This is a genomic window from Duganella sp. Leaf126 (assembly GCF_001423125.1).
GTDB lineage: Bacteria > Pseudomonadota > Gammaproteobacteria > Burkholderiales > Burkholderiaceae_D > Rugamonas.
On record NZ_LMNW01000036.1, the window covers coordinates 199,837 to 220,470 of the forward strand.

A 20,634-nucleotide genomic window follows, 5' to 3' on the forward strand; every position below is an offset into this window, starting at 1 on the left:
GCAATGTAAAATCGGTTGTGCTTCTAAACAACAAAAGCCCCGGGGCAACACTTTCGCGGGGTAAAATTCTAATGGTGACACCCGTCCGGTTCCCCATTCCCTTCAGGCCTTATGCAAGATAAATTTCCCCATACCGCGGTCCAGTGCCTGACGGCCATCGCACAGCATCATGGCCTGCAGATCAACCCCGAACGCCTGGTCGACGAGTACGCGCTGCGCGCGGAAGAACCGGGCAACGGCCTGCTGCTGCGCATGGCGGCCGAGATCGGCCTGAAAGCCAAGGCCGACAAGCTCACCTGGAACCGCCTGCTGGCCCAAGGCGGGGTGTTCCCGCTGATGGCGCGCCTGGTCGGCGGCAACATGGTCATCATCGTCGGCGTCAAGCCGGGCCAGGACGGCGCTGCCGACCAGGTGGCGGTACTGAACCCGGCGCTGGCCGACGCCACCGTGATCATGGTCGGCCGTGCCGATTTCGAGCAGCGCTGGCAGGGCGACGTGGTGTTCGTCAAGCGCGAGCACAAGTTCACCGATCCGCACCAGCCGTTCGGCCTGCGCTGGTTCATCCCCGAGATCCTGCGCCAGAAGGCGGCCTTCCGCGACATCTTCATCGCCGCCATCGCCATGCAGATCCTGGCGCTGTCCTCGCCGATCTTCTTCCAACTGGTGATCGACAAGGTGCTCACTCACCAGAGCGTGACCACCTTGCAGGTGCTGGCCGTGGGCATCACCATGGCGCTGGTGTTCGACGCGCTGTTCGGCTTCTTGCGCCAGACGCTGACGCTGGCCGCCAGCAACAAGATCGACATGCGCCTGACGCGCCGCGTGTTCGCCCACCTGCTGTCGCTGCCGATCGACTTTTTCGAGACCACCAGCGCCGGCGTGATCACGCGCCACATGCAGCAGCTGGAAAAAATCCGCAGCTTCCTGACCGGCCGCATGTTCTTCACGGCGCTCGACGTGATCTCGCTGCTGGTGTTCATCCCGATTTTGTTCAGCTATTCGTTCAAGCTGACCCTGATCGTGCTGCTGTTCGCTGCCATGATCGGCGGCGTGGTGCTGGCCATGGTGCCGACCTTCCAGCGCCGCCTGAATGCGCTGTACACGGCCGAAGGCCAGCGCCAGGGCATGCTGGTGGAAACCATCCACGGCATGCGCACGGTGAAAGCGCTGGCGATCGAGCCGTCGCAGCGCCGCACCTGGGACCAGCGCTCGGCCGAAGCGATCAATATGCACTTCCGCGTCGGCCAGATCTCGATCACCGGCAATGCGGTCACCGATTTCCTCGGCAAGATGCTGCCGGTGACGCTGATCGTGGTCGGCGCCGGCGACGTGTTCGACAATACCTTGTCGGTCGGTGCGCTGATCGCGTTCCAGATGTTGTCGGGCCGCGTGACGCAGCCGCTGATTTCGCTGGTGGGCCTGATCAACGAATACCAGGAAACCGCGCTGTCGGTGCGCATGCTGGGCGAGGTGATGAACCGCGCGCCCGAAGGCCGCGCCGGCGCCACCGGCCTGCGCCCGCAGCTAAACGGCGAAATCCGTTTCGACAACGTGATCTTCCGCTATCCGGGGGCGCAGAACCTGGCCCTGAACAAGGCCAGCTTCACCATCGAGCAGGGCACGGTGGTCGGCATCGTCGGCCGCTCCGGCTCGGGCAAGACCACCCTGACCAAGTTGATCCAGGGCCTGTACCCGCTGCAGGAAGGCATCGTGCGCTTCGACGGCATCGACGCGCGCGAGATCGAGCTGTCGCACCTGCGGCGCCAGATCGGCGTGGTATTGCAGGAGAATTTCCTGTTCCGCGGCACGGTGCGCGAAAACCTGGCCGTGACCAAGCCGGACGCCCCGTTCGAGGAACTGGTGGCGGCAGCCGTGGCGGCCGGCGCCGACGAATTCATCGAGCGCCTGCCGCAGGGCTATGACACGGTGCTCGAGGAAAATGCGTCCAACCTGTCCGGCGGCCAGAAGCAGCGGCTGTCGATCGCCCGCACGCTGGTGGCGCGCCCGCGCATCCTGATCCTCGACGAGGCCGCGTCCGCGCTGGACCCGGAGTCGGAAGCGATCTTCATCAGCAACCTGTCGAAAATCGCCGTGGGCCGCACGGTGGTGATGATTTCGCACCGCCTGTCGACGCTGGTCAACGCCGACAAAATCATGGTCATGCAGCAGGGCTCCCTGGTGGACGCCGGCCGGCATGAAGAACTGCTTACCCGTAGCGACACTTACCAGCACTTATGGAACCAGCAAACCAGCCACCTGTAACGCCTCCGGTGAAGGCGCCTGCGAAAGAGCGTCCATTCGCGCGCCTGCTGCGCCGGCAGAAGGACCAGACCGAGATCGCCTTTTTACCCGACGCCGACGCCATCGAGCGCGGTCCGCTGCCGCGCTTCGTGCAGCTGACCCTGCACCTGCTGGTGCTGACCCTGGTCGGCTTCATCGTCTGGGCCAGCGTCTCGCCGATCGACAAGGTGGTGATCGCCCACGGCCGCCTGGTCAACCCGCTGCCCAATATCGTGGTGCAGCCGCTCGACACGTCGATCATCCAGAGCATCGACGTGCGCGTGGGCCAGGTCGTCAAAAAGGGCCAGTTGCTGGCCACGCTCGACCCCACCTTCAGCGCGGCCGACGAAACCCAGCTGCGCATCCGTCTCGACAGCCTGAACACCCAGGCCGCCGGGCTGAAGGCGGAACTCGGTGGCAAGGCCGGATCGACCGAGGCCGGCAGCGACGACGCCCGCCTGCAGCAGCAGCTGTCGCTGGAACGGCGCGCCAATTACGACGCGCAAAAGGCGAAAATGGACCAGAACATCGCGCGCCTGCGCGCCGGCCTGGAGACCAACAAGCATGACCAGGCCGTGCTGGCCCAGCGCGTCAAATCGCTGCGCGAAGTGGAAGCGATGCAGGAGCAGCTGGTGGCCGAGAACTTCGGCGCCAAGATGCACCTGCTCGAAGCGCGCGACCGCCGGCTGGAAGTGGAGCGCGACATGGACCTGCAGCGCAACAAGGCGGTGGAAATGACCAGCGAGCTGGCGTCGGTGCAGGCCGAGCGCGCCGCGTTCGAGCGCAGCTGGCGGCAAAAGACGATGGAAGATCTGCTGTCGGCCACGCGCGACCGCGACGGCATCAACGAGCAGCTGTCGAAGGCGGACAAGCGCCTCAAGATGGTGCAGCTGGTGGCCCCGGCCGACGGCGTGGTGCTGGAAATCGGCAAGTTCTCGGTGGGCTCGGTGATCCGCGAGGCCGAGCAGCTGTTTACCCTGGTGCCGCTGGGAAGCGCGCTCGAAGCCGAGGTGCAGATCGATTCGGTCGACGTCGGCTTCATCAAGACCGGCATGCCGGCCCACATCAAGGTCGATGCGTTCACCTTCATGAAGCACGGCATGTTGGAGGGCAAGGTGCGCACCGTGAGCCAGGATTCGTTCAAGCGCGATACTGCCGACAAGAACGGCGGCGGCATGGATGCCTACTACCTGAGCCGGATTCCGTACACGGGCACCTTGAAAAAGGTGGCGCCGGGCACGCAGCTAATGCCCGGCATGACGGTGTCGGCAGAAATCGTGGTCGGTCAGCGCACCGTGATGTCCTACCTGCTGTACCCGCTCACGCGGGCGCTCGACGAATCGATCAGGGAGCCGTAAGGCGCCTGCCGCGCCTGCCGCGCCGTCCGCGCCGGCCCGGCCGGCCCGGCTGCATCAGGCGCGTGCGCCGAAGTCGGCCAGCATGGTCATCGGCGTGGTGATCGCCTTGTCCCAGCCCAGCTGGTCCAGATGCTGCTGCAGCAGCAGCGAGTGGAAGCGCTCGGCGCAAAAGCCGGCGTTGCGCTTTTGCTGGCCTGCGCGCTCGATGTGGGTGGTGCGCATGAAGTGGTCGGTGGCCAGTTCCACGCGGGCGACGATGTCGCGCAACCAGCCCACCGGAATGAAGGCCGCGGTGCAGGCCGGGATGAAGGCGTTCTGGCTGAGGAAGTCGGCGGCCTGGTTCTGGTCCACGGCGCCGGCGTCCACCGCCGCACCGAAGTACATCAGCAGGTCACGCGCTTCGGCCACTGCCGCGTACTGGCGCAGCACGCTGCCGGCAAAGTGCACCAGCGACGGCACGATCACGGTACGGCCATCGCCGAAGAAGTGCTCGGGCAGCGCCCGCTGCAGCAGCTCGGGGTGGGCATAGCTGTTAAAGCCGCGCATCTCGCCCAGCGGCACGGTCAGTGCAAAGCGGCGGTAGTGGCACACGCCCACCATGCGCTCGGCCGGTTGGTCGGCCAGCAGCCGGCGCAGCGCGAACAGCGCGGCAAATTCGCCGAGGTGCTCGTTCCGGAACGCCAGGTCCGGATAGCGCTCGCTGAGCGCGATGCCGGTGGGCGGCACATAGCCGCCGGTTCCCACCATGGTGAGGAAGTCGGGCAGCGGCCATTCCGGCTGCTGGTGGGTGATGCAGAAAAACAGGGGCTCGGACATGGCTGGACTCCAGGCTAGACGCCAATCGGATGCTGCAATCGGTTACAGGGCATTGTAGCCGCTCAGCAGGCTCTGGTTGGACCAAAGATAATCCCACTCGCCGAAGCGCCCGCAGCTGGCGATGCCGGCGCCGCGCGCCCAGTCCAGCACGCACTGGCGATGCTGTTCCATGCCGCGGTCGAAGATCACGTTACCGAAACGCAGCACGCGGTGGTCGAGCACGACGATGTCCTGCGCGGTGGCGATGCCCATCTTTTCCAGCGCCGCCACCGTGTTCTGCTTGAGCGCGGCGCCGTCGTAGCTGGATTGTTCGCCGCGGCTGTAGATCTCGAACTGCAGCGAGCTGCAGCCATCCGGAGCGTTCTCGGGCGACTTGACCGATGGCGAGTAGGCGCGGCTGGCCAGGATGTCGTCGTCATAGATGTAGAACCACAAGTCCTTGACCAGCGGCTTGTTGAAGCCCACCGACACCAGGTCGATCGAGGTGGCCTTGAGCTGCTCGCCCGCCTGCCTGACGGCCGCCGGCGCGTCCTGCGCGATGCGCGCCAGCACCGGCAGCGGCAGGGTGCTGACCAGCGTGCGGTAGCGCACCTGGGCGCCGTTGGCAAAGTGCACCGTGCGTGCAGCCGTATCGATCGCGGTGGCCGCGTGGCCGGTGCGGATGTCGGCGTCGGCGATCAGCGGCGCGATGAAGGCCTTGTAGCCGCCCGCCTTCGGATACCGCATTTCCTTGGTGTAGTAGGTGTTCGGGGTGTGCGTGGTCATGGCGCCGAACAGGATCTCGTCGAGTTCCGCGCGGCGCATGCGCTGGCCGATCCAGTTGGTCGACAGCGCACTGGCCGGCGTGGCCCAGTATTTCTGCGTGTAGCGGATCGGGTAGCGTTCGGCGATGCCGTCGCCGTACTGGTGGCGCAGCCAGCTTTCGTAGTCGTCGCCGGCCTGCGCCGCAGGACGGGCCAGGAAGGACTTGATCAGGTCCACCTTGTCGGCCGCGTCGAGCGGAGCCAGGTTGTTCTGCACCGGGTGCTTGAGCCAGCGGTCGCCCTCGAAGCAGTACGAGTCCGACGGGTGGGTGAGGTAGGGCGTGCTGTCGAAAATGGCGCGCACCTTGTCTTCGGTGGCAAAGCTCAGGTGCACCGCGTGGTCGAAGCGGAAGCCGTCGATGGTGAAGTTGTCGAGCAAACCGCCGGCGGTCTCGCGCGCCTCGAAAATCACGGCGCTGCGGCCCGTTTCGCGCGCCTTGAGCGCGGCGCCCAGGCCGGCCACGCCGGCTCCGAGGATCACCACGTCGAGTTCTTCGATCGCCTCGCCGGCGCTGTTAGCGGTGTGTTCAGTCGTCATGCTGTGCTTGTCGTGATCAATAGCCGGCCAGGTCGCCGTGCAGGTAGGCTGCCAGGCTGGCGCGCCAGTCCGGCATGTCGGGCCAGCCGAGCGTGGCCATTTTCCAGTTGTCCGCCATCTCGTTGTGCGAGACGCGCGCCTTGCGGGCGAAGCTGGCCGCAGTCGACGGTTGCACGTCCACCGCGATGCCGGCCAGCTGCACCACGGCCGCCACGTACTCGCAGCGCGAGGCGTTGCCGCTGTTGACGCAGTTGACCACGCCGGATACGCCGGCCTGCGCCAGGTCGAGCAGGCGCGCCGCCACATCGTGGTTCCAGCACGGCACCCCGCGCTGCTGCGCATTCGATGCGAGGTGACCTCCGGCCGCCAGCGCGGCGCGCGCTTCGTCGATCCGGCGCGCCACGAAATTCTTCGGGTTGGCGGCGCTGCCGCCAAACAGCCAGCCCGTGCGCACCACCAGGTTGCGCGCGTCCAGCGCCAGCACGCGCTGTTCGCCGAGCAGCTTGCTGCGGTGGTGGTGCGTGGTGGGCACGGCCTCCTGGTACTCGCGGTAGGGCGCATCGCTGCCGGTGCCGTACACGCCCGTGCTCGAGACGAACACCATGCGCACGCCGGCCAGCGCGGCCGCTTCGGCCAGCAGCTCGGTGAGCAGGAAGTTGTCGCGGTAGCAGTCGTCGGGCGCGGTTTCGCAGGCCTCGACGTTGGTGTTGGCGGCCGCATGGACCAGCACATCGTAGCCGGCCAGCGCAGGCGCCAGCTGCGCTGCCGTGATGGCCGGCTGGCCAGCTCCGGATCCTGCGAACTGTCCGAGCACGGGCCGCGCCAGCGCGTCGCAGCGGTCGCCGCGCTGCGCTGCCGCTGCCATCACGGCGCTGCCGAGCAGGCCGCCGGCGCCCGTCAGCCGCAGCTTCATGCGTCACCCCACAGTGCGTGGCTTTCCAGCGGCGCATTGGCCGATTCGAGCGGATCGTGGGCGATGCTGGCGACATTGAGCACCAGGTTCAGGCCCGTGCCGACGCCGCGAAACGCCACCCAGTAACCGGGCGGCACGGTCAGGCGCGCATACGCGGCGCCGTCGGTCGTGCCCAGCACGTGGCGGAAACGGCGACCGCTGTCGTCGCGCACGTAGAAGCAGACGGCGCCCTCCGGCACCACCAGGTTCAGCTGCATGCGGCTGTGCTGTTTCCAGCCTTTCACGGCGCCCTGGTGGACGGTGGTGAAATAGGCTTCGCCGAAGCCGGCGTAGCCGTCGTCGGTGGCCTTCACCGCGTGGTAGATGTCGCCGAGCGGATGGGCGATCCGGCGCAGCGGCGTCAGCAGTGGTAACTGCAGCAGCTGCGGCAGGGTAGCCGGCTGACCGCTCAGCGCGTCCATACCAGACCCCGCTCGCGCGCGCGTGCCTCGTAGGCGCCGATCTGGGCCTGGGTGAGGGCGTACATGTCGGCCGCTTCGCGGGAGTAGCGGTAGTACCAGTCGCTGACGAAGCCGACCAGCTCCGCATACTGCAGGTTGGCTTCCCACTTGAGGTGGAACAGCGCCTTGTCGCAATTGAGCTTGAGCAGGCCGGCCTCGTGGAACGGGATGTTGGCGGTGACCTGGTAGGCGTCGCCGGTGTCGGCGAAGTTCCAGGCGGCGCTCAGGTCCTTGAGCAGGTCCAGCACGGTGCGGTTCTGTTCCGCACGCGGACCGAAGTTGAACGATTCGCCGTGCAGGCCGGCGTCGCGCGCCAGCGCTGCGCCCAGGGTCAGGTAGCCGCTCAGCGGCTCGAGCACGTGCTGCCAGGGCCGGGTGGCAGACGGGCTGCGGATTTCCACGGGCCGGCCCTCGGACCAGCCGCGCATGCAGTCGACCACGATGCGGTCGCGCGCCCAGTCGCCGCCGCCGATCACGTTGCCGGCGCGGCCGGTGGCCACGCGCACGTTGCAGCCAGGCTTGCGCATGAACGATTCCACATACGAGTGGATGATCACTTCGGCCGCGCCCTTGGAGCCGCTGTAGATATCGCGCCCGCCCAGGTGGTCGGTTTCCTTGTAGCCCCAGACCCACTCGACGTTCTCGTAGCACTTGTCGGACGTGATCATCACTGCCACGCAGTGCGGATTGAGCAGGCGCAGCGCTTCGAGCACATTGGCGGTACCCACCACGTTGGTGGTGATGGTGCCGACCGGGTCGCTGTACGACGTCGAGACGATGGCCTGGGCAGCCAGGTGGAACACGAAGTCCGGCTCGAAGTCGGCGATCACCTTGGTGATGGCAGCCAGGTCGCGCACGTCGCCCAGGTGGTGTTCGATATTGGCGGCCAGCCCGGTCAGGTCGAACATCGACGGTTCGGTGGGCACGCAGTCGGAAAAGCCGGCCACCGTGGCGCCCAGCTTGAGCAGCCAGGTGGTGAGCCAGGAACCCTTGAAGCCGGTGTGGCCGGTGACCAGCACGCGTTTGCCGGCATACGCTTGTTCGAACATCATTTCCACACCTTCCACGGCGCCTGGCCCGATTGCCACAGCTGTTCCAGCAGCGTCTTGTCGCGCAGCGTGTCCATCGGCTGCCAGAAACCTTCGTGCTGGTAGGCGGCCAGCTGGCCGCTGGTGGCCAGCGCTTCGAGCGGCTCGCGTTCCCAGGTCGTGTCGTCGCCGGCGATCAGGTCGATCACCTTCGGCTTGAGCACGAAAAAGCCGCCGTTGATCATGCCGCCGTCACCTTTCGGTTTTTCCCTGAACGAGCCGACGCGGCCATCCTGGATGTCGAGCGCGCCGAAGCGGCCGGGCGGGAAGGTGGCAGTCAGGGTGGCATCCACGCCGGCTGCCCGGTGGAAGGCGATGACCCTGGCGATGTCGACGTCGGACACGCCGTCGCCGTAGGTGAAGCAGAAATCCTCTTCATCCTTGACATAGTCGCGCACGCGGCGCAGGCGCCCGCCCGTCATCGAGTCTTCGCCGGTATCGACCAGCGTCACCTTCCACGGTTCGGCGTAGCGCTGGTGCACATGCATTTCATTGTTGCGCATGTCGAACGTCACATCGGACATGTGTAGGAAATAGTTGGCAAAATATTCCTTGATGACATAACCCTTGTAGCCGCAGCAGATCACGAATTCGTTGATGCCGTGGTGCGAATACATCTTCATGATGTGCCAGAGGATCGGTTTGCCACCGATCTCGACCATCGGTTTGGGTTTGAGATTGGTTTCTTCGCTGATCCTGCTGCCCAGGCCACCTGCGAGTATCACGGCTTTCATAGCATCCTCATCAATTAAATGAACGGCGCAGTCAGGCGGTGATGATAGCGCCGTCCGGCAGGTAGGTACGGAATTTTTTGAGTGCGGCCCGGATCGCCTCGTTGCTCATTTCGAACAGGTAATCGAGTTCGGTTTCGCCGGTGCGCACGGCGCCCAGGCGTTCGTGGAACCCGATCACGCCGACGTTTTGCTGGCGCACGTCGAAGTGCGAGCGTCGCAAACCCAGCTGCAGCGCGAAGTCATAGACCATCAGCGCCGACTCCACGCCGAAGCCGCGCGGCGCGGTATCGCTCTTGATCCACGACCCCCAGCAGAACGAATCGCCTTGCAGGTCATACAGGCGCACCGTGCCCACCGGGGTACCGTCGAGCGTGCAGATGATGAAATACACCTGGCTGTCGTCGTTGGCGTAACGCGTCAACCAGGCGCGCTGCGCTTCGACATCGGCCGTTGTGCTCGATAGATAACGGCCCTTTTTCTCATCGGTGCGCAAGCCCAGGATGAACGCGGCATCAGCGACCGTCGCATCGCGGAACTGCAACTGTTTGCCGCGAACCAGCTGCGGCTTACGAAAGGTCAGGCAGCCGCTCAAACTGCCGGCCCGATGTCGGTCAGTGCCGCGCGCACGGCAGCGACCACCTCGGCAGCGTCGTCGAGCGTCATGGTCGGCGATACCGGCAGGCTCAGTACCTCGCGGTGGATCGCTTCGGCCAGCGGGAAATCGCCTTCGCGGAAGCCGAGTTCTGCGTAGGCAGGTTGCAGGTGCGGCGCCACCGGGTAGTGGACGATGGTGCCGACCTTGCGCTCGGCCAGCAGTTGCGCCAGGCGGTCGCGCTGCGCGTGGCGTACCACGTACAGGTGCCAGACCGGCTCGGCCCACTCGGGCACGAACGGCAGGGTCAGGCCAGGCACGCCCGCCAGGTGTTGCTGGTAATACGCGGCGATGGCGCGGCGCTGGGCGTTACCCTGGTCCAGGTGGGGCAGCTTGACGTCGAGCAGCGCTGCCTGCAGCTCGTCCAGGCGCGAATTGTAGCCGGGCACTTCGTTGTAATACTTGACCTTGGAACCGTAGTTGCGGAATGTGCGGATGCGTTCGGCCAGAGCATCGTCATTGGTGGTGACGGCGCCGCCGTCGCCAAGGGCGCCCAGGTTCTTGCCCGGATAGAAGCTGAAGGCTGCCGCGTCGCCGAGCTGGCCGACCACGCTGCCGTTGTTGCGTGCACCGTGTGCCTGGGCGGCGTCTTCGATCAGCTTCAGGCCATGGCGGCTGGCGATCTCGCGCAGCGGCGCCATGTCGGCCGGCTGGCCGTACAGGTGCACGGCCAGGATGGCGCGCGTGCGCGGGGTGATGGCCGCTTCGACCAGCGACGGATCGAGGTTGTAGGTCGCTTCCACCGGTTCCACCGGCACCGGACGGGCGCCGCAATGGCTTACTGCCAGCCAGGTGGCGATGAAGGTATTGCTCGGAACGATGACTTCATCGCCGGGGCCGATGCCGTACGCCTTGAGGATCAGGAAGATGGCGTCGAGGCCATTGGCTACGCCGATGCCGTGCTTGCTATCGCAATAGGCGGCGAAGTTTTTTTCGAAGGCGGCGGTTTCGCTGCCCAGTACGTACCAGCCCGAATGCAGCACGCGCTTGAACGCAGCTTCGAGTTCTGCCGCGTGTGCCAGATTGATTGCTTTGAGATCGAGGAAAGGAACGCTCATGGTATTTTCTTGATTACTTCTGTGGTTGGCGGGTAGCTGCGACGAATTCGTCGTAGTCGTGATAGTAGTCTTTGGGGTCGTACAGGGTCGATGCCATGACCAGGCAGACACCGCCGGACGAGAAGTTTTCCACTTCGCGCCACATCATGCCCGGCACGTACAGGCCGTAGTAGGAGCGGTTCAGCGAGAATTTCTTGCGGCGCTCGCCATCGTCGACGATGACGTCGAAACTGCCCGACATGGCGACGAACAGCTGTTGCAGTTCGATGTGGCCGTGGCCGGCGCGCGAGGAACCACCCGGCACGTCGTACAGGTAATACACGCGTTTGAGGTCGAACGGCACGTGGATGCCGCTCTCGATCACGGACAGGTTACCGCGCGGATCGGAGTGCTTGGGCAGGTCGATGATGCGGCATTGGTCGATATGAGACATAAATTCTTTCGAAATGACAGGTCAGGCTTGCTGTAGAGTGGCCGCATAGTTGCGATAGCGCTGGTGCGCCGGCGCCATCTGCGCGAAGACGTCGTGCAGACGGGCGCTGACGTCGGCGACCTGGCCGTCCAGCGCGAGCAGCTCTTCGGTGTTGATGGCGCCGGTTTCGTGGCTGACGACCAGCAGGTCGATATAGTCCGAAAAACAATTGCCGAAATGCGGGTTGGCATTGATGTTGGAATTCGATGCGAGCCTGGGGTCGTGGCGGAAATAGCTGAGTTCCTCGTCGAGATAGAACGCCAGGCCGTCGCGCGCGAGGTTGATGTAGGCGGCCACGTCCGCCAGGCCGCGCGTGAAATCGTGACGGCCGATGCGGAACAGGTCCTTGTAGCCGACCGCCCACAATTTGTCGCGGCGAAACATGATGCTGGAAAACTCGCCGACGAAATTACGCATGCCCAGGGCCATCGAGCGCTGCAGGTCGCGTCCCGCTAGACTGCCGCTGGCCTGGTACGGCCGGCGCGCATCGGTGCGCTGGTTGTCGGAATCGATGACTTGCGAAGCGGAAAATACCAACTGGTGCTCGGGCGACATCTCCATCGCCGCCACCATGCGCTCGATACAAAAAGGATGAAGCAGGTCGTCGTCGAATAGCGGCTTGATGTACTGGCCCTTGGCCGAGAACAGCGCGGAGAGCACATTGTCCTCGCGCGTGACCGTGTTGCGCTGATAGATCACACCGGGAAAGCGGGCGCAGATATCCTTGATGTCCTCGCCGGGACAGTTATCGCTGACCAGGATTTCCGTGTTCAGGTACGTCTGCCCGATTGCCGTCCGCAGACACGCCTCGAAGTGGGCGACCTTGTACGATGGGATGACAATGCTGACTTTGGGCAGGGACATGATGGCTGAGTAAGGATGACGGCGGTAATCAGCCTTCCTGGCGGTAGCGCGCGCCAGGGACGAGGCATGGCGTAGGGGTTCCGACTGGTATTCCGACGTATTTCGAAGTTAATCCGAAATCAATCTTTGATCATGACAGAATAAATTCTGCATTGCAAGTACAGCACGGCACAGGTGCCGACTAGCTGGCCACTGCCGTGACGATATATTGCCAAGGCAATGCATCGGCTACCGCCTGCGCCGGATCGATACCGGAAGCGTCTGCCATTTGGCGGATCGCGTCCAGGTATTTGTCTCGGGCCGGCTCGTCGCCGATGCGGGCGCTGCCGCCGCTGACCTGGAAGCCCGCCTGTTGCAGCATGGCCAGCAGGGCGCCGCGGGTAAACACGCGCTTGCGCGCCACGGCGATGCCATCGGCACCGTAGCGCAGGTCGCCCGCATTGAGGCGCGCCTGGATGCTCCAGTGCTGGAAGTTATTGACCGTGGCCACCAGCGTGCCGCCGGGCGCAATGCTGGAACGAATTTTTTGCAGCACGCGCCAGGGATCGTCCATCTGTTCGAGCGACTGGTCGAGGATCCAGCACGCGGCGCCGCGCACGTGGTCCCAGAATTCGGCGCCGGCATGTTCGACCGGCGCGTTGAAGACGAAATCGCAGTGCGGCCGCGCAGCGTTGGCGCGCGCGGGATCGGCTTCGGTGCCGGTGTAGTGGCAGATCGGGTTGCGCTGGCGGTAGGCCTTGGCGAACGCGCCGTCGCCGCATCCTACCTCGACCAGCTTGCGCGCCGCCAGCGGCACGAACTGCAGCAGGTCGGTATCGATGACGGTGGTGGCGCTGGGCAGTTCGTAGTGGTAGCCGCCGGTGCGGCGCACCGTGCCCTGCCACGGGTGCTTGATGTAATGGGGCGTCTTGCCGCCCTCGAAGTCGTCGCGCACCCAATCGATGTGCTTGAACAGCCGGGTATTGCCGCTGTGGTTCAGGGCCAGCATGGTGGCGATCATCGGGGCGCCGTGCTTGATCGGCAGCGGCCACTGGCGCACCACGTCGATATTGGTCAGCATGCAGGCCGGGTGCAGGTAGTTGATCGCGCCGTCCGGGCGGTCGTAACCGTCCTCGTTGACCGGCTGGGTGCTGCCCACGCCGTACATGTCCGGCGCGAGCTCCGCGTGCAGCGCTTCGAGGAAGCCGGGGTTGACGATTTCGACGTCCGAGTCGAGGAACAGGACCTGGCCCGACAGGCCGAGGTGCTCGATGGCCCAGGTCAGGCCGGGGCCGTGGTGGATGTTGTAGCCGAAGGGGATGAATTCGACATTGTCGTGACTGGCGGCGATGGCGCGGATCTGCTCGGCGATGTCGGGGTTGGAGCCGTCGATGATGTACACGCGGTTGGCGTAGAACTGGCGCAGCGTGCGCAGCAGCGCCTCGATCAGGTCGGGCGCATTGTACGAAACGGTCACCACCGGAATCTGCTCGACGGTGGTGGCGCGCCCCGGCGCCGGCAGGCGCGGCGCGGCCGGCTTGGCCACGCGCTGCAGCGCCGCCTCGAAGTTGCGCACGAAGCGCGGGCTGTCGAACAGCGCGCAGTGCAGGCGGTTGGCGGCCAGCTGGCGCTTCATCGCCGCGACGCGGGGCCGGTCGTTTGCCAGCGCCACCGCCAGGTCCTCGTAGTCGGCCAGGTTGTCGGTGATCAGCTCGGGCAGGTCCACCGCGCGCAGCAGGCTGCCGGCCATGCGCGACGAGAAGGTCTGGCCGGTGCGCGTGATCAAGGGCAGGCCGGCCCACAGGGCGTCGCTGGCGGTGGTGCCGGCGTTGAACGGGTAGGTGTCGAGGAACAGGTCGGCCAGCTGGTAGCGCGCCAGGTATTCGGCCGGTACGGCGCGGCCGTTGAAGATCAGGCGCTGGCGGTCGATGCCGGCCTGCTCGGCATAGCGCCACAGGTTGTCGCGCACCTCGGGGTAGTCGGCCACCAGCCACAGCACGCTGTCGGGCACGCGGCGCAGGATGTTCATCCAGCTGGCGAACATCTCCTCGGTGAACTTGAAGTTGTTGTTGAACGAGCAGAACACGAAGGCGTCGTCGGGCAGGTTGACGCTGGCGCGCGTGGGCGTGGGCGCGATCGGGCGCTGGCGGTCGTTGATCTGGAACGTGTCCGGCAGGTACAGCGGGGTTTCGCTGAAGTGCGCGGCCATCGCGGGCGTGATCAAAAATTCGTCGGCCACCACGTAGTCGATGCCGGGCAGGCCGGTGCTGCCGGGGAAACCGAGGTAGGTCATCTGCACCGGCGCCGGGCGCCACGCCAGGATGTTGGGCCGCGCGCCGAGCGTCAGTCCGTGCAGGTCCACCAGGATGTCGATTTCGTGGGCGCGGATGGTGCGCGCCGCCTGCTCGTCGCTCAGGTGGTCGATGCGGATGTAATGGTCCATGGCCTTGACCACGCGCGCGCGCAGCGGCGAACCGTCCTCGCGGCTCCAGCTGAAGGCATAAACCTCGACCTTGCTGCGGTCGTGCAGCTCGTACAGTTCGGCGGTCAGGATGGACACCGCGTGCGAGCAGAAGTCCGACGACAGGTAGCCGATGCGCAGCCGCGCATGGCCATAACCGTAGTCACCGGTCAGCGGGGCGACGGCGGCGTTGACCTTCTCGGCCACGAAGCGGCGCGCGGCGGCCAGCTGCTGGGCCGGGTCGTCGGAGGCGCTGAGCATGGCCAGTGCCGACGTGCCTTCCAGCATGGCCTCCTGCGAGATGTGGTCGAGGCCGCTGTACACGGGCCAGGCGCATTGTTTCTGGCGCAGGTGCACCCAGTGCGTCATCACATTGGGCTGCTGCGGATCGACGTGCAGGCTGCGCGCCAGCATCGCTTCCGCTTCCGGATAGCGCTTGCGGATTTCCAGCAGGCGCCCGAGGTTGTTCAGTGTCTGGATATGCAGCGCCGGGGTGGTGGTGACGTCCGGCGTCACGCCGCCATCGAGGATCGCCTGCCAGGTGGCCAGCGCCTCGTCGGGACGGCCGGTGCGCTCGAGCAGGCTGCCCAGGTTCAGGCGCGCTTCGACGAAATTGGGATTGTTGGCCATCGCCTGGCGCAAGGCTGTCTCGGCGCCGGCATCGTCGCCGGTGTTGGTCAGCGCCACCGCCAGGTTGAAACAGGCCGCGTACAGCAGCCGGGGATCGCCGTGGGCGATCCAGGTGCGGTACAGGGCGATGGCCACCTGCGGCTGGCCGCCCTCGGTCAGCACCGCCGCTGCGGCAAACAGGTCGGCGATCCCGAGCTGCCCTTGCGCGGCCAGCGCCATCACATTGTCCAGCGCGCTGGAGGGGTTGTCGGTCACGGCAGGGGCGGCGGCAGGAGCGGGAGTGGTCATGAAAGAGCAATAAGAGTGACGTAAAAGTAACAAATACGCAGCGTGGATCTGTCCCTATGATACCGGTTAGAGGCGTGCCCATGGTCAAAATTTGGCCGTAGAGCAACAATGTAAAACCGTGCCTGATCGCGTGATGGCGATGGGAAAATCCGAAAGGCGGTAAGATGGACGCCCCCTGACCATCGAGCCCGCCCCATGCTGTCTACGCCCGCCACGTTCGAACCCCTGATCCTGCCGCAAGCGGACGACCATCCGCGCACCTTTGTTTTTCATCGCGGAGAGTTGTTGCTAAACAACGCCACGCTGGGCTTGCCGGCGCCTGCTGTCGTTGCCGCGCTGTCGATTGCCCCCGAGCGCATCCACGCGCTGGGCCGGTGGGAGGGCGTGTATTACCAGCTGGCCTGGCTGGACGCGCCGGTAGCGCCCGACGCGCAGCACGGCTACCACGGCCTGCGCGCATTGTTCGGCATCGTCGACGACGGCTTCCTGGGACTGGCGGGACGGGCGTTCCAGCTGGCCGAATGGGCGCGCACGCACCGCTACTGCGGCGTGTGTGCCACGCCGATGGCGCTGCTGACGGGCGAGCGCTGCATGCGCTGCCCGCAGTGTGGCATGCTGGCGTATCCGCGTATTTCGCCGGCCATGATGGTGCTGATCCGCAAGGGCGACGCGGTGCTGCTGGCGCTGCACACCAAGTCGCCGTTCAAGCGCTACACGGCGCTGGCCGGCTTCGTGGAGGCCGGCGAATCGATCGAAGAAGCGGTGCACCGCGAGGTGTACGAGGAAGTGGGCCTGCGCGTGCACAACCTGCAATATTTTGCCAGCCAGTCATGGCCGTTCCCGCACTCGCTGATGGTGGCGTTCACCGCCGATTACCTGGACGGCGAGATCCGTCTCGACCCCAACGAGATCGCCGAAGCGCGCTGGTTCGGCCCTGGCGACGAATGGCCCGAGTTGCCGGTGCAGGTGTCGGTGGCAGCGCGATTGGTGGCGGCGCACCGGCCTGCAGCGTAGAAGCTGCCGATTACCGCCTGAACTCCACCTGCTCGCGCCACACGGGACCTGCCTTGCCCTGCGCGATCTGGTAGCCGGTTTCAAACAGCAGGTTCATGTCCTGGACCGCGCCGCGCAGGTCCCATTTCGGGTCCACCACGTCGTGCACCGTGTGGTACACCCGCGCCTGGTAGCTGAGCAGCTGGTTCCTGCCCCAGGCAGGCGGGTGGCCGATGTAGTCGAGGCTGTTGCCGAGGACGACCACCGGCACCCCGGCGCGGGCGAATTCGTACTGGTCGCCGCGGTAGAAATTGCCGGCATCGAGCGGGCTTTCCGGGCGCAGCGTGCGGCCCTGGCGGCGCGCCACGGCAGCCACCACGTCATCGACGCTGGACTTGCCCATGCCGCGCAGTTCCACCGAGCGGGTGCGGCCCCAGACATTGACGCCATGCAGGTTGAGGTTGACCAGCGTCTGCTGCAACGGGTACAGCGGCTGGTGCACGTAATGGCGGGCGCCCAGCTGGCCGCGCTCCTCGGCGGTGGTGGCCAGGAACACGATGGTGCGCTTCGGCGCCACCGGCAGCGCCTGGTAGGCTTTGGCGATTTCGAGCAGCGCCGCCACGCCGGCCGCGTTGTCGCGCGCGCCGTGGAAGATCTGCTGCGTGCGCGGGCCGGGCAGGGTCTCGTCGATGCCGAAATGGTCCCAGTGGGCGCTGTACAGCACCACTTCGTGCTTGAGCTGCGGGTCCGAACCTTCGATGCGCGCCACCACGTTGTGGGTGGCGACCGTGCGCCAGGCATTGACTTCCGTGAAATTGAGCGTGGCGCCCAGCGGTACCGGGTGGAATTCGCGCTTGCCGGCCTGGCGCGTCAGCTGCTCGAGATCGAAGCCGGCAGCCTTGAGCAGGTCGCGCGCGCGTTCGTGCTGCAGCCAGCCCGGCACCAGCGGAAAGTCCGGGTTGGCTTCCTGGCCATCGAGGAAAAAGTTTTCATTGGTCCAGGTGTTGCGCACCACGTCATACGCGGCGCCGGCCGTCTTCGGATCGTGGATGATCAGCGCCCCGGCCGCGCCCAGCCGCGCCGCCAGCGCGAACTTGTACGCCCAGCGCCCGTAAGGATGGGCGCCCGGGTGGCCGGTCGCGGGTGGCGGCGGTTCGCCGGCCAGCATGACCAGCGTCTTGCCCTTGAGGTCCATGCCCTGGTAATCGTCGCGGTGCAGCTCCGGCGCCTGCACGCCATAGCCGACGAACACCAGCTCCGAGCCATGCAGATCGACCTCCTTCTGCGCACGCGCCGACCAGGCCACGTAGTCGTCGCCGAACTTGAGCTGGGTAGGCTTGCCGCGCACGGTGTAGCTGAGCGTGGGATAGCTGGAGATGGCAGCCAACGACACCGCCTGCAGATAGCTGCCGTCAGGGTTGCCGGGCGCCAGTCCCAGCTGCCTGAACTGTTGCTGCAGGTAGTCGGTGGTCCGTTTCTCGCCGGGCGTGCCCGGCGCGCGGCCCTCGAACTGGTCGGAGGACAGGGTGGTGACATGGGCCAGCCAGCTGGCGCTGTCGATGGCGCGGCCTGCCGCCGGCGACGGCTGTGCAGGCGTGGCGGCAAGGCTGGAGGCGATGCACGACGCCAGCAGCGCCGCCGACAGGACAAGTTTCATAAAAAGCACAATTGTTAAGATGGATTACCGTCATTCTGACAGATTTCGTTTCTTGTGTGCAAATTTTGTCTGGCTGTCTTACTGCGCCGGCGCCCGGTTGGCCGGTGCTGCCGGTGCTGTCGGCGCGGCCGGCACCGGTTCCAGCACGGCTTCCTCGAAGACGAACTTGCCGCCGTCGTCGCGGAACACGCCGATCAGTTCGCCGCCATCACCCTTGACATCGGGATACATGGTACAGGTCTGCGATTCGACCTGCCACGCCTCGCTGCCCGAGCGCAGGGTCCAGACGTTGTCGCCGCCGGACAGCAGCTCGATTTCCACTTCGTCGGCAGGCAGATCGGTCAGTTCGAACCGGCGCATGCAGTCGGGCAGGCGCTGCATGATCAGTTCGACGGTGGTGACGTTGCTCCAGACATATTTTTGCGCGCGGTGCACGGTCAAGGCATGGCTGCCGGCCTTGCCATCGACAAAGTAGGAGGCCGAATCGTCGACGCAGGCCGTCAGCAGCAGCGGCATCAGCAATATGAGTGTCTTGCGCATGGGCGGGGTTCCATCCTGGATGGCCATCGGGAGCGCCCATTATAACGCCCATCACCTGGCGTCCATGCACTCAGGAAATGGAAACCGCTGCCGTACAGGCCAAGGCGCGCCCAGTGTTCGTGCGCGCACACGTGCAGGCACGCCGGCATGGCATCGTGAGCAACCCTATTCCACCCACGGAGGATTTATGAACACGTCCAATCACGACAGCTTGTCCGGCAAGCGCATCGCCATCCTGATGACCGATGGCGTCGAGCAGGTCGAATACGAACAGCCGCGCGCCTACCTCGAGCAGCATGGCGCGCAGGTGACGCTGATGTCGCCCAAGGCCAAGGGCGACAAAGTCCAGGGCTTCGAACACCTGACCGCGTCCCACGAATTCACGGTGGAACTCGACGTGAAAGATGCCCAGCCAGGCGACTACGACGCGCTGGTGCTGCCAGGCGGCGTGGCCAACCCGGACGCGTTGCGCCTGTCCGAACCGTCGATCGGCTTCATCCGCGATTTCGGCGCCAGCGGCAAACCGATCGCCGCCATCTGCCACGGCCCGTGGACGCTGATCGACGCCGGCCTGGTCGATGGCCGCAAGATGACCAGCTGGCCCAGCCTGAAAGGCGACCTGCGCAACGCCGGCGCGGCATGGGAAGACGCCGAAGTGGTGGTCGACAAGGGCCTGGTCACCAGCCGCAAGCCGGACGACATTCCGGCCTTCAACCGCGCCCTGCAGCAGCAGTTGCTGGCAGCGTAAGCCGAGACGCCCTTGCTGCAGCAAGGGTGAGCTTGTGCAAGCCAGCAGCCGTTGAGGGCTTTCTTATTGGCAAACGAGCGCTAAACTGAAGCCGTAACACGTAAACTGGGCTTGCAACCGACCTCATGCGTCCTAACCCACGGAGACCATCATGACACACGTACTTGCAGCTGTTTTTGAAACCAGTGCCGAGGCCAGCCGCGCCAGGGACGAACTGATCCAGAGCGGCTATGACCGCGACACCATCCGCCTCAGCGACTCGCTCGGCGTTGCCGGCACCCATCGCATCAACGACGACGAATCGATCCTGGGCAACGTCAAATCGATGTTCAGCGAGCTGCTGGGCAACGACCATGCGGACCGCAGCATATACGCGGAAGCGCTCAACCGCGGCCACGTGGTGCTGACCATCGACACCACCAGCCAGGAAACCGCCGAGCGGGCCGCCGACATCATCGACGCGTTCAACCCGATCGATATCGACGAGCACGAAACCATGTGGCGTGCCAGCGGCTGGACCGGCGCCGAAGCAGCCATGATCAGCCGCAGCGGCACCGGCATGCAGCAGAGCACGCTCAACTCGCAGCAGACTGCCGTGCCCGAGTACCACGGCATCCGCCCGCGCGAGGAAGCCGTCGATTTCGCCCGCACCGAGCAGCTGGCCACCACCGGCTCGCTGCAACGCGGCGACGCGCTGCCACCGGTGATCGACGGCATGGCGCCGCCGATCTCGGTCGAACCGACCGTGCAACGCAGCGGCATGCGGATCTACCCGCGCGACGTCGCCACCCCGAACCAGGACAGCCTGAACATCCTGCGCGGCGACGACAGCTCCGACGACCCCGCCTATTTCCGCTCGCACTGGGAAAAAACGTATGCGTACACGGGTGGCACGTTCCAGGATTACGACCCGGCCTACCGCCACGCCCAGTCGCTGGCCGGCAACCCCGGCTACCGCGACCAGCCATGGGAAAGCGCCGAACCCGAACTGCGCAGCAGCTGGGAAGCCAAGCATCCGCAATCGAGCTGGGAAAAGTTCAAGGATGCGGTGAAGGAGGGCTGGGACCGGATGACGAAGTAAGTCGTCGGTTGATGCCTAGCGAGAAGGCCAGCCTGGTGATCGGGCTGGCTTTTTTTGCCTGAAGACAGGTAGAGCGCTTGTATGCCCACACAGCGGGGTTGGTCACAGCATCTAACATCTAGATGAAGTTAAAACGTTGCCGATGGCGCGCCATATAAAAAAGGCGCTCAACAGAGCGCCT

18 protein-coding genes are annotated in these 20,634 nt (G+C 65.4%); 5 read left to right on the top strand and 13 right to left on the bottom strand.

Annotated elements, in window-relative coordinates; translation table 11 throughout:
- The first annotated feature begins 111 nt into the window (after positions 1–111).
- Together ASF61_RS22245 and ASF61_RS22250 are read left to right on the top strand one after the other, a co-directional pair.
- Positions 112–2,262, top strand: a complete 2,151-nt coding sequence (locus ASF61_RS22245; protein ID WP_056161022.1) for a peptidase domain-containing ABC transporter — start codon at positions 112–114, stop codon at positions 2,260–2,262.
- Positions 2,235–3,638: an HlyD family type I secretion periplasmic adaptor subunit gene (locus ASF61_RS22250; RefSeq protein ID WP_056161024.1), complete on the top strand. Its 1,404-nt coding sequence runs from the start codon at positions 2,235–2,237 to the stop codon at positions 3,636–3,638. The genes ASF61_RS22245 and ASF61_RS22250 overlap by 28 nt, the downstream gene beginning before the upstream one ends.
- Positions 3,639–3,692: 54 nt before the next feature.
- On the opposite strand, the gene ASF61_RS22255 is transcribed toward ASF61_RS22250, so the two are convergent.
- From ASF61_RS22255 to ASF61_RS22305, 11 genes are all read right to left on the bottom strand, one after another.
- Positions 3,693–4,454, bottom strand: coding sequence for a hypothetical protein (locus ASF61_RS22255; protein WP_056161026.1), 762 nt, complete (start codon positions 4,452–4,454; stop codon positions 3,693–3,695).
- Between the two features lie 42 nt (positions 4,455–4,496).
- Positions 4,497–5,795: an NAD(P)/FAD-dependent oxidoreductase gene (locus ASF61_RS22260; protein ID WP_056161029.1), complete on the bottom strand. Its 1,299-nt coding sequence runs from the start codon at positions 5,793–5,795 to the stop codon at positions 4,497–4,499.
- A 16-nt stretch (positions 5,796–5,811) separates the two neighbouring features.
- Positions 5,812–6,708: a sugar nucleotide-binding protein gene (locus tag ASF61_RS22265; protein ID WP_056161031.1), complete on the bottom strand. Its 897-nt coding sequence runs from the start codon at positions 6,706–6,708 to the stop codon at positions 5,812–5,814.
- Positions 6,705–7,169, bottom strand: a complete 465-nt coding sequence (locus ASF61_RS22270; RefSeq protein ID WP_082491886.1) for a hypothetical protein — start codon at positions 7,167–7,169, stop codon at positions 6,705–6,707. Before ASF61_RS22270 ends, ASF61_RS22265 begins: the two co-directional genes overlap by 4 nt.
- Positions 7,157–8,260: a CDP-glucose 4,6-dehydratase gene (rfbG, locus tag ASF61_RS22275; protein WP_229205972.1), complete on the bottom strand. Its 1,104-nt coding sequence runs from the start codon at positions 8,258–8,260 to the stop codon at positions 7,157–7,159. The genes ASF61_RS22270 and rfbG overlap by 13 nt, the downstream gene beginning before the upstream one ends.
- Positions 8,257–9,030 carry a glucose-1-phosphate cytidylyltransferase gene (rfbF, locus tag ASF61_RS22280; protein ID WP_056161035.1) on the bottom strand — a complete coding sequence of 258 codons (774 nt, stop codon included), beginning with the start codon at positions 9,028–9,030 and terminating at the stop codon, positions 8,257–8,259. The genes rfbG and rfbF overlap by 4 nt, the downstream gene beginning before the upstream one ends.
- Before the next feature lie 31 nt (positions 9,031–9,061).
- Entirely contained in the window at positions 9,062–9,622 is a 561-nt protein-coding gene (locus ASF61_RS22285; protein ID WP_056161036.1) for a GNAT family N-acetyltransferase, read from the bottom strand.
- Positions 9,619–10,740: a DegT/DnrJ/EryC1/StrS aminotransferase family protein gene (locus tag ASF61_RS22290; RefSeq protein ID WP_056161038.1), complete on the bottom strand. Its 1,122-nt coding sequence runs from the start codon at positions 10,738–10,740 to the stop codon at positions 9,619–9,621. The genes ASF61_RS22285 and ASF61_RS22290 overlap by 4 nt, the downstream gene beginning before the upstream one ends.
- 13 nt (positions 10,741–10,753) lie before the next feature.
- Positions 10,754–11,173 carry an FdtA/QdtA family cupin domain-containing protein gene (locus ASF61_RS22295; protein ID WP_056161040.1) on the bottom strand — a complete coding sequence of 140 codons (420 nt, stop codon included), beginning with the start codon at positions 11,171–11,173 and terminating at the stop codon, positions 10,754–10,756.
- Positions 11,174–11,194: 21 nt separating this feature from the next.
- Positions 11,195–12,076, bottom strand: coding sequence for a glycosyltransferase family A protein (locus ASF61_RS22300; RefSeq protein ID WP_056161042.1), 882 nt, complete (start codon positions 12,074–12,076; stop codon positions 11,195–11,197).
- A gap of 181 nt (positions 12,077–12,257) precedes the next feature.
- Positions 12,258–15,434 carry a methyltransferase domain-containing protein gene (locus tag ASF61_RS22305; RefSeq protein ID WP_056161044.1) on the bottom strand — a complete coding sequence of 1,059 codons (3,177 nt, stop codon included), beginning with the start codon at positions 15,432–15,434 and terminating at the stop codon, positions 12,258–12,260.
- 195 nt (positions 15,435–15,629) lie between these two features.
- On the opposite strand from ASF61_RS22305, the gene nudC reads away from it, so the two are divergent.
- Positions 15,630–16,448 (top strand): NAD(+) diphosphatase, encoded by an 819-nt coding sequence (nudC, locus tag ASF61_RS22310; protein WP_082491887.1) that lies wholly within the window; start codon positions 15,630–15,632, stop codon positions 16,446–16,448.
- A gap of 10 nt (positions 16,449–16,458) precedes the next feature.
- On the opposite strand, the gene ASF61_RS22315 is transcribed toward nudC, so the two are convergent.
- The gene (locus ASF61_RS22315; RefSeq protein WP_056161047.1) at positions 16,459–18,084 is read right to left on the bottom strand and encodes a M20/M25/M40 family metallo-hydrolase; all 1,626 of its coding nucleotides are present in this window, start codon (positions 18,082–18,084) and stop codon (positions 16,459–16,461) included.
- Positions 18,085–18,162: 78 nt separating this feature from the next.
- The gene (locus ASF61_RS22320) at positions 18,163–18,624 is read right to left on the bottom strand and encodes a hypothetical protein (protein ID WP_056161048.1); all 462 of its coding nucleotides are present in this window, start codon (positions 18,622–18,624) and stop codon (positions 18,163–18,165) included.
- Between the two features lie 187 nt (positions 18,625–18,811).
- On the opposite strand from ASF61_RS22320, the gene ASF61_RS22325 reads away from it, so the two are divergent.
- Both ASF61_RS22325 and ASF61_RS22330 read left to right on the top strand, forming a co-directional pair.
- Positions 18,812–19,372 (top strand): type 1 glutamine amidotransferase domain-containing protein, encoded by a 561-nt coding sequence (locus tag ASF61_RS22325; protein ID WP_056161050.1) that lies wholly within the window; start codon positions 18,812–18,814, stop codon positions 19,370–19,372.
- Between the two features lie 151 nt (positions 19,373–19,523).
- The gene (locus tag ASF61_RS22330) at positions 19,524–20,453 is read left to right on the top strand and encodes a hypothetical protein (RefSeq protein ID WP_056161052.1); all 930 of its coding nucleotides are present in this window, start codon (positions 19,524–19,526) and stop codon (positions 20,451–20,453) included.
- Positions 20,454–20,634 lie beyond the last annotated feature (181 nt).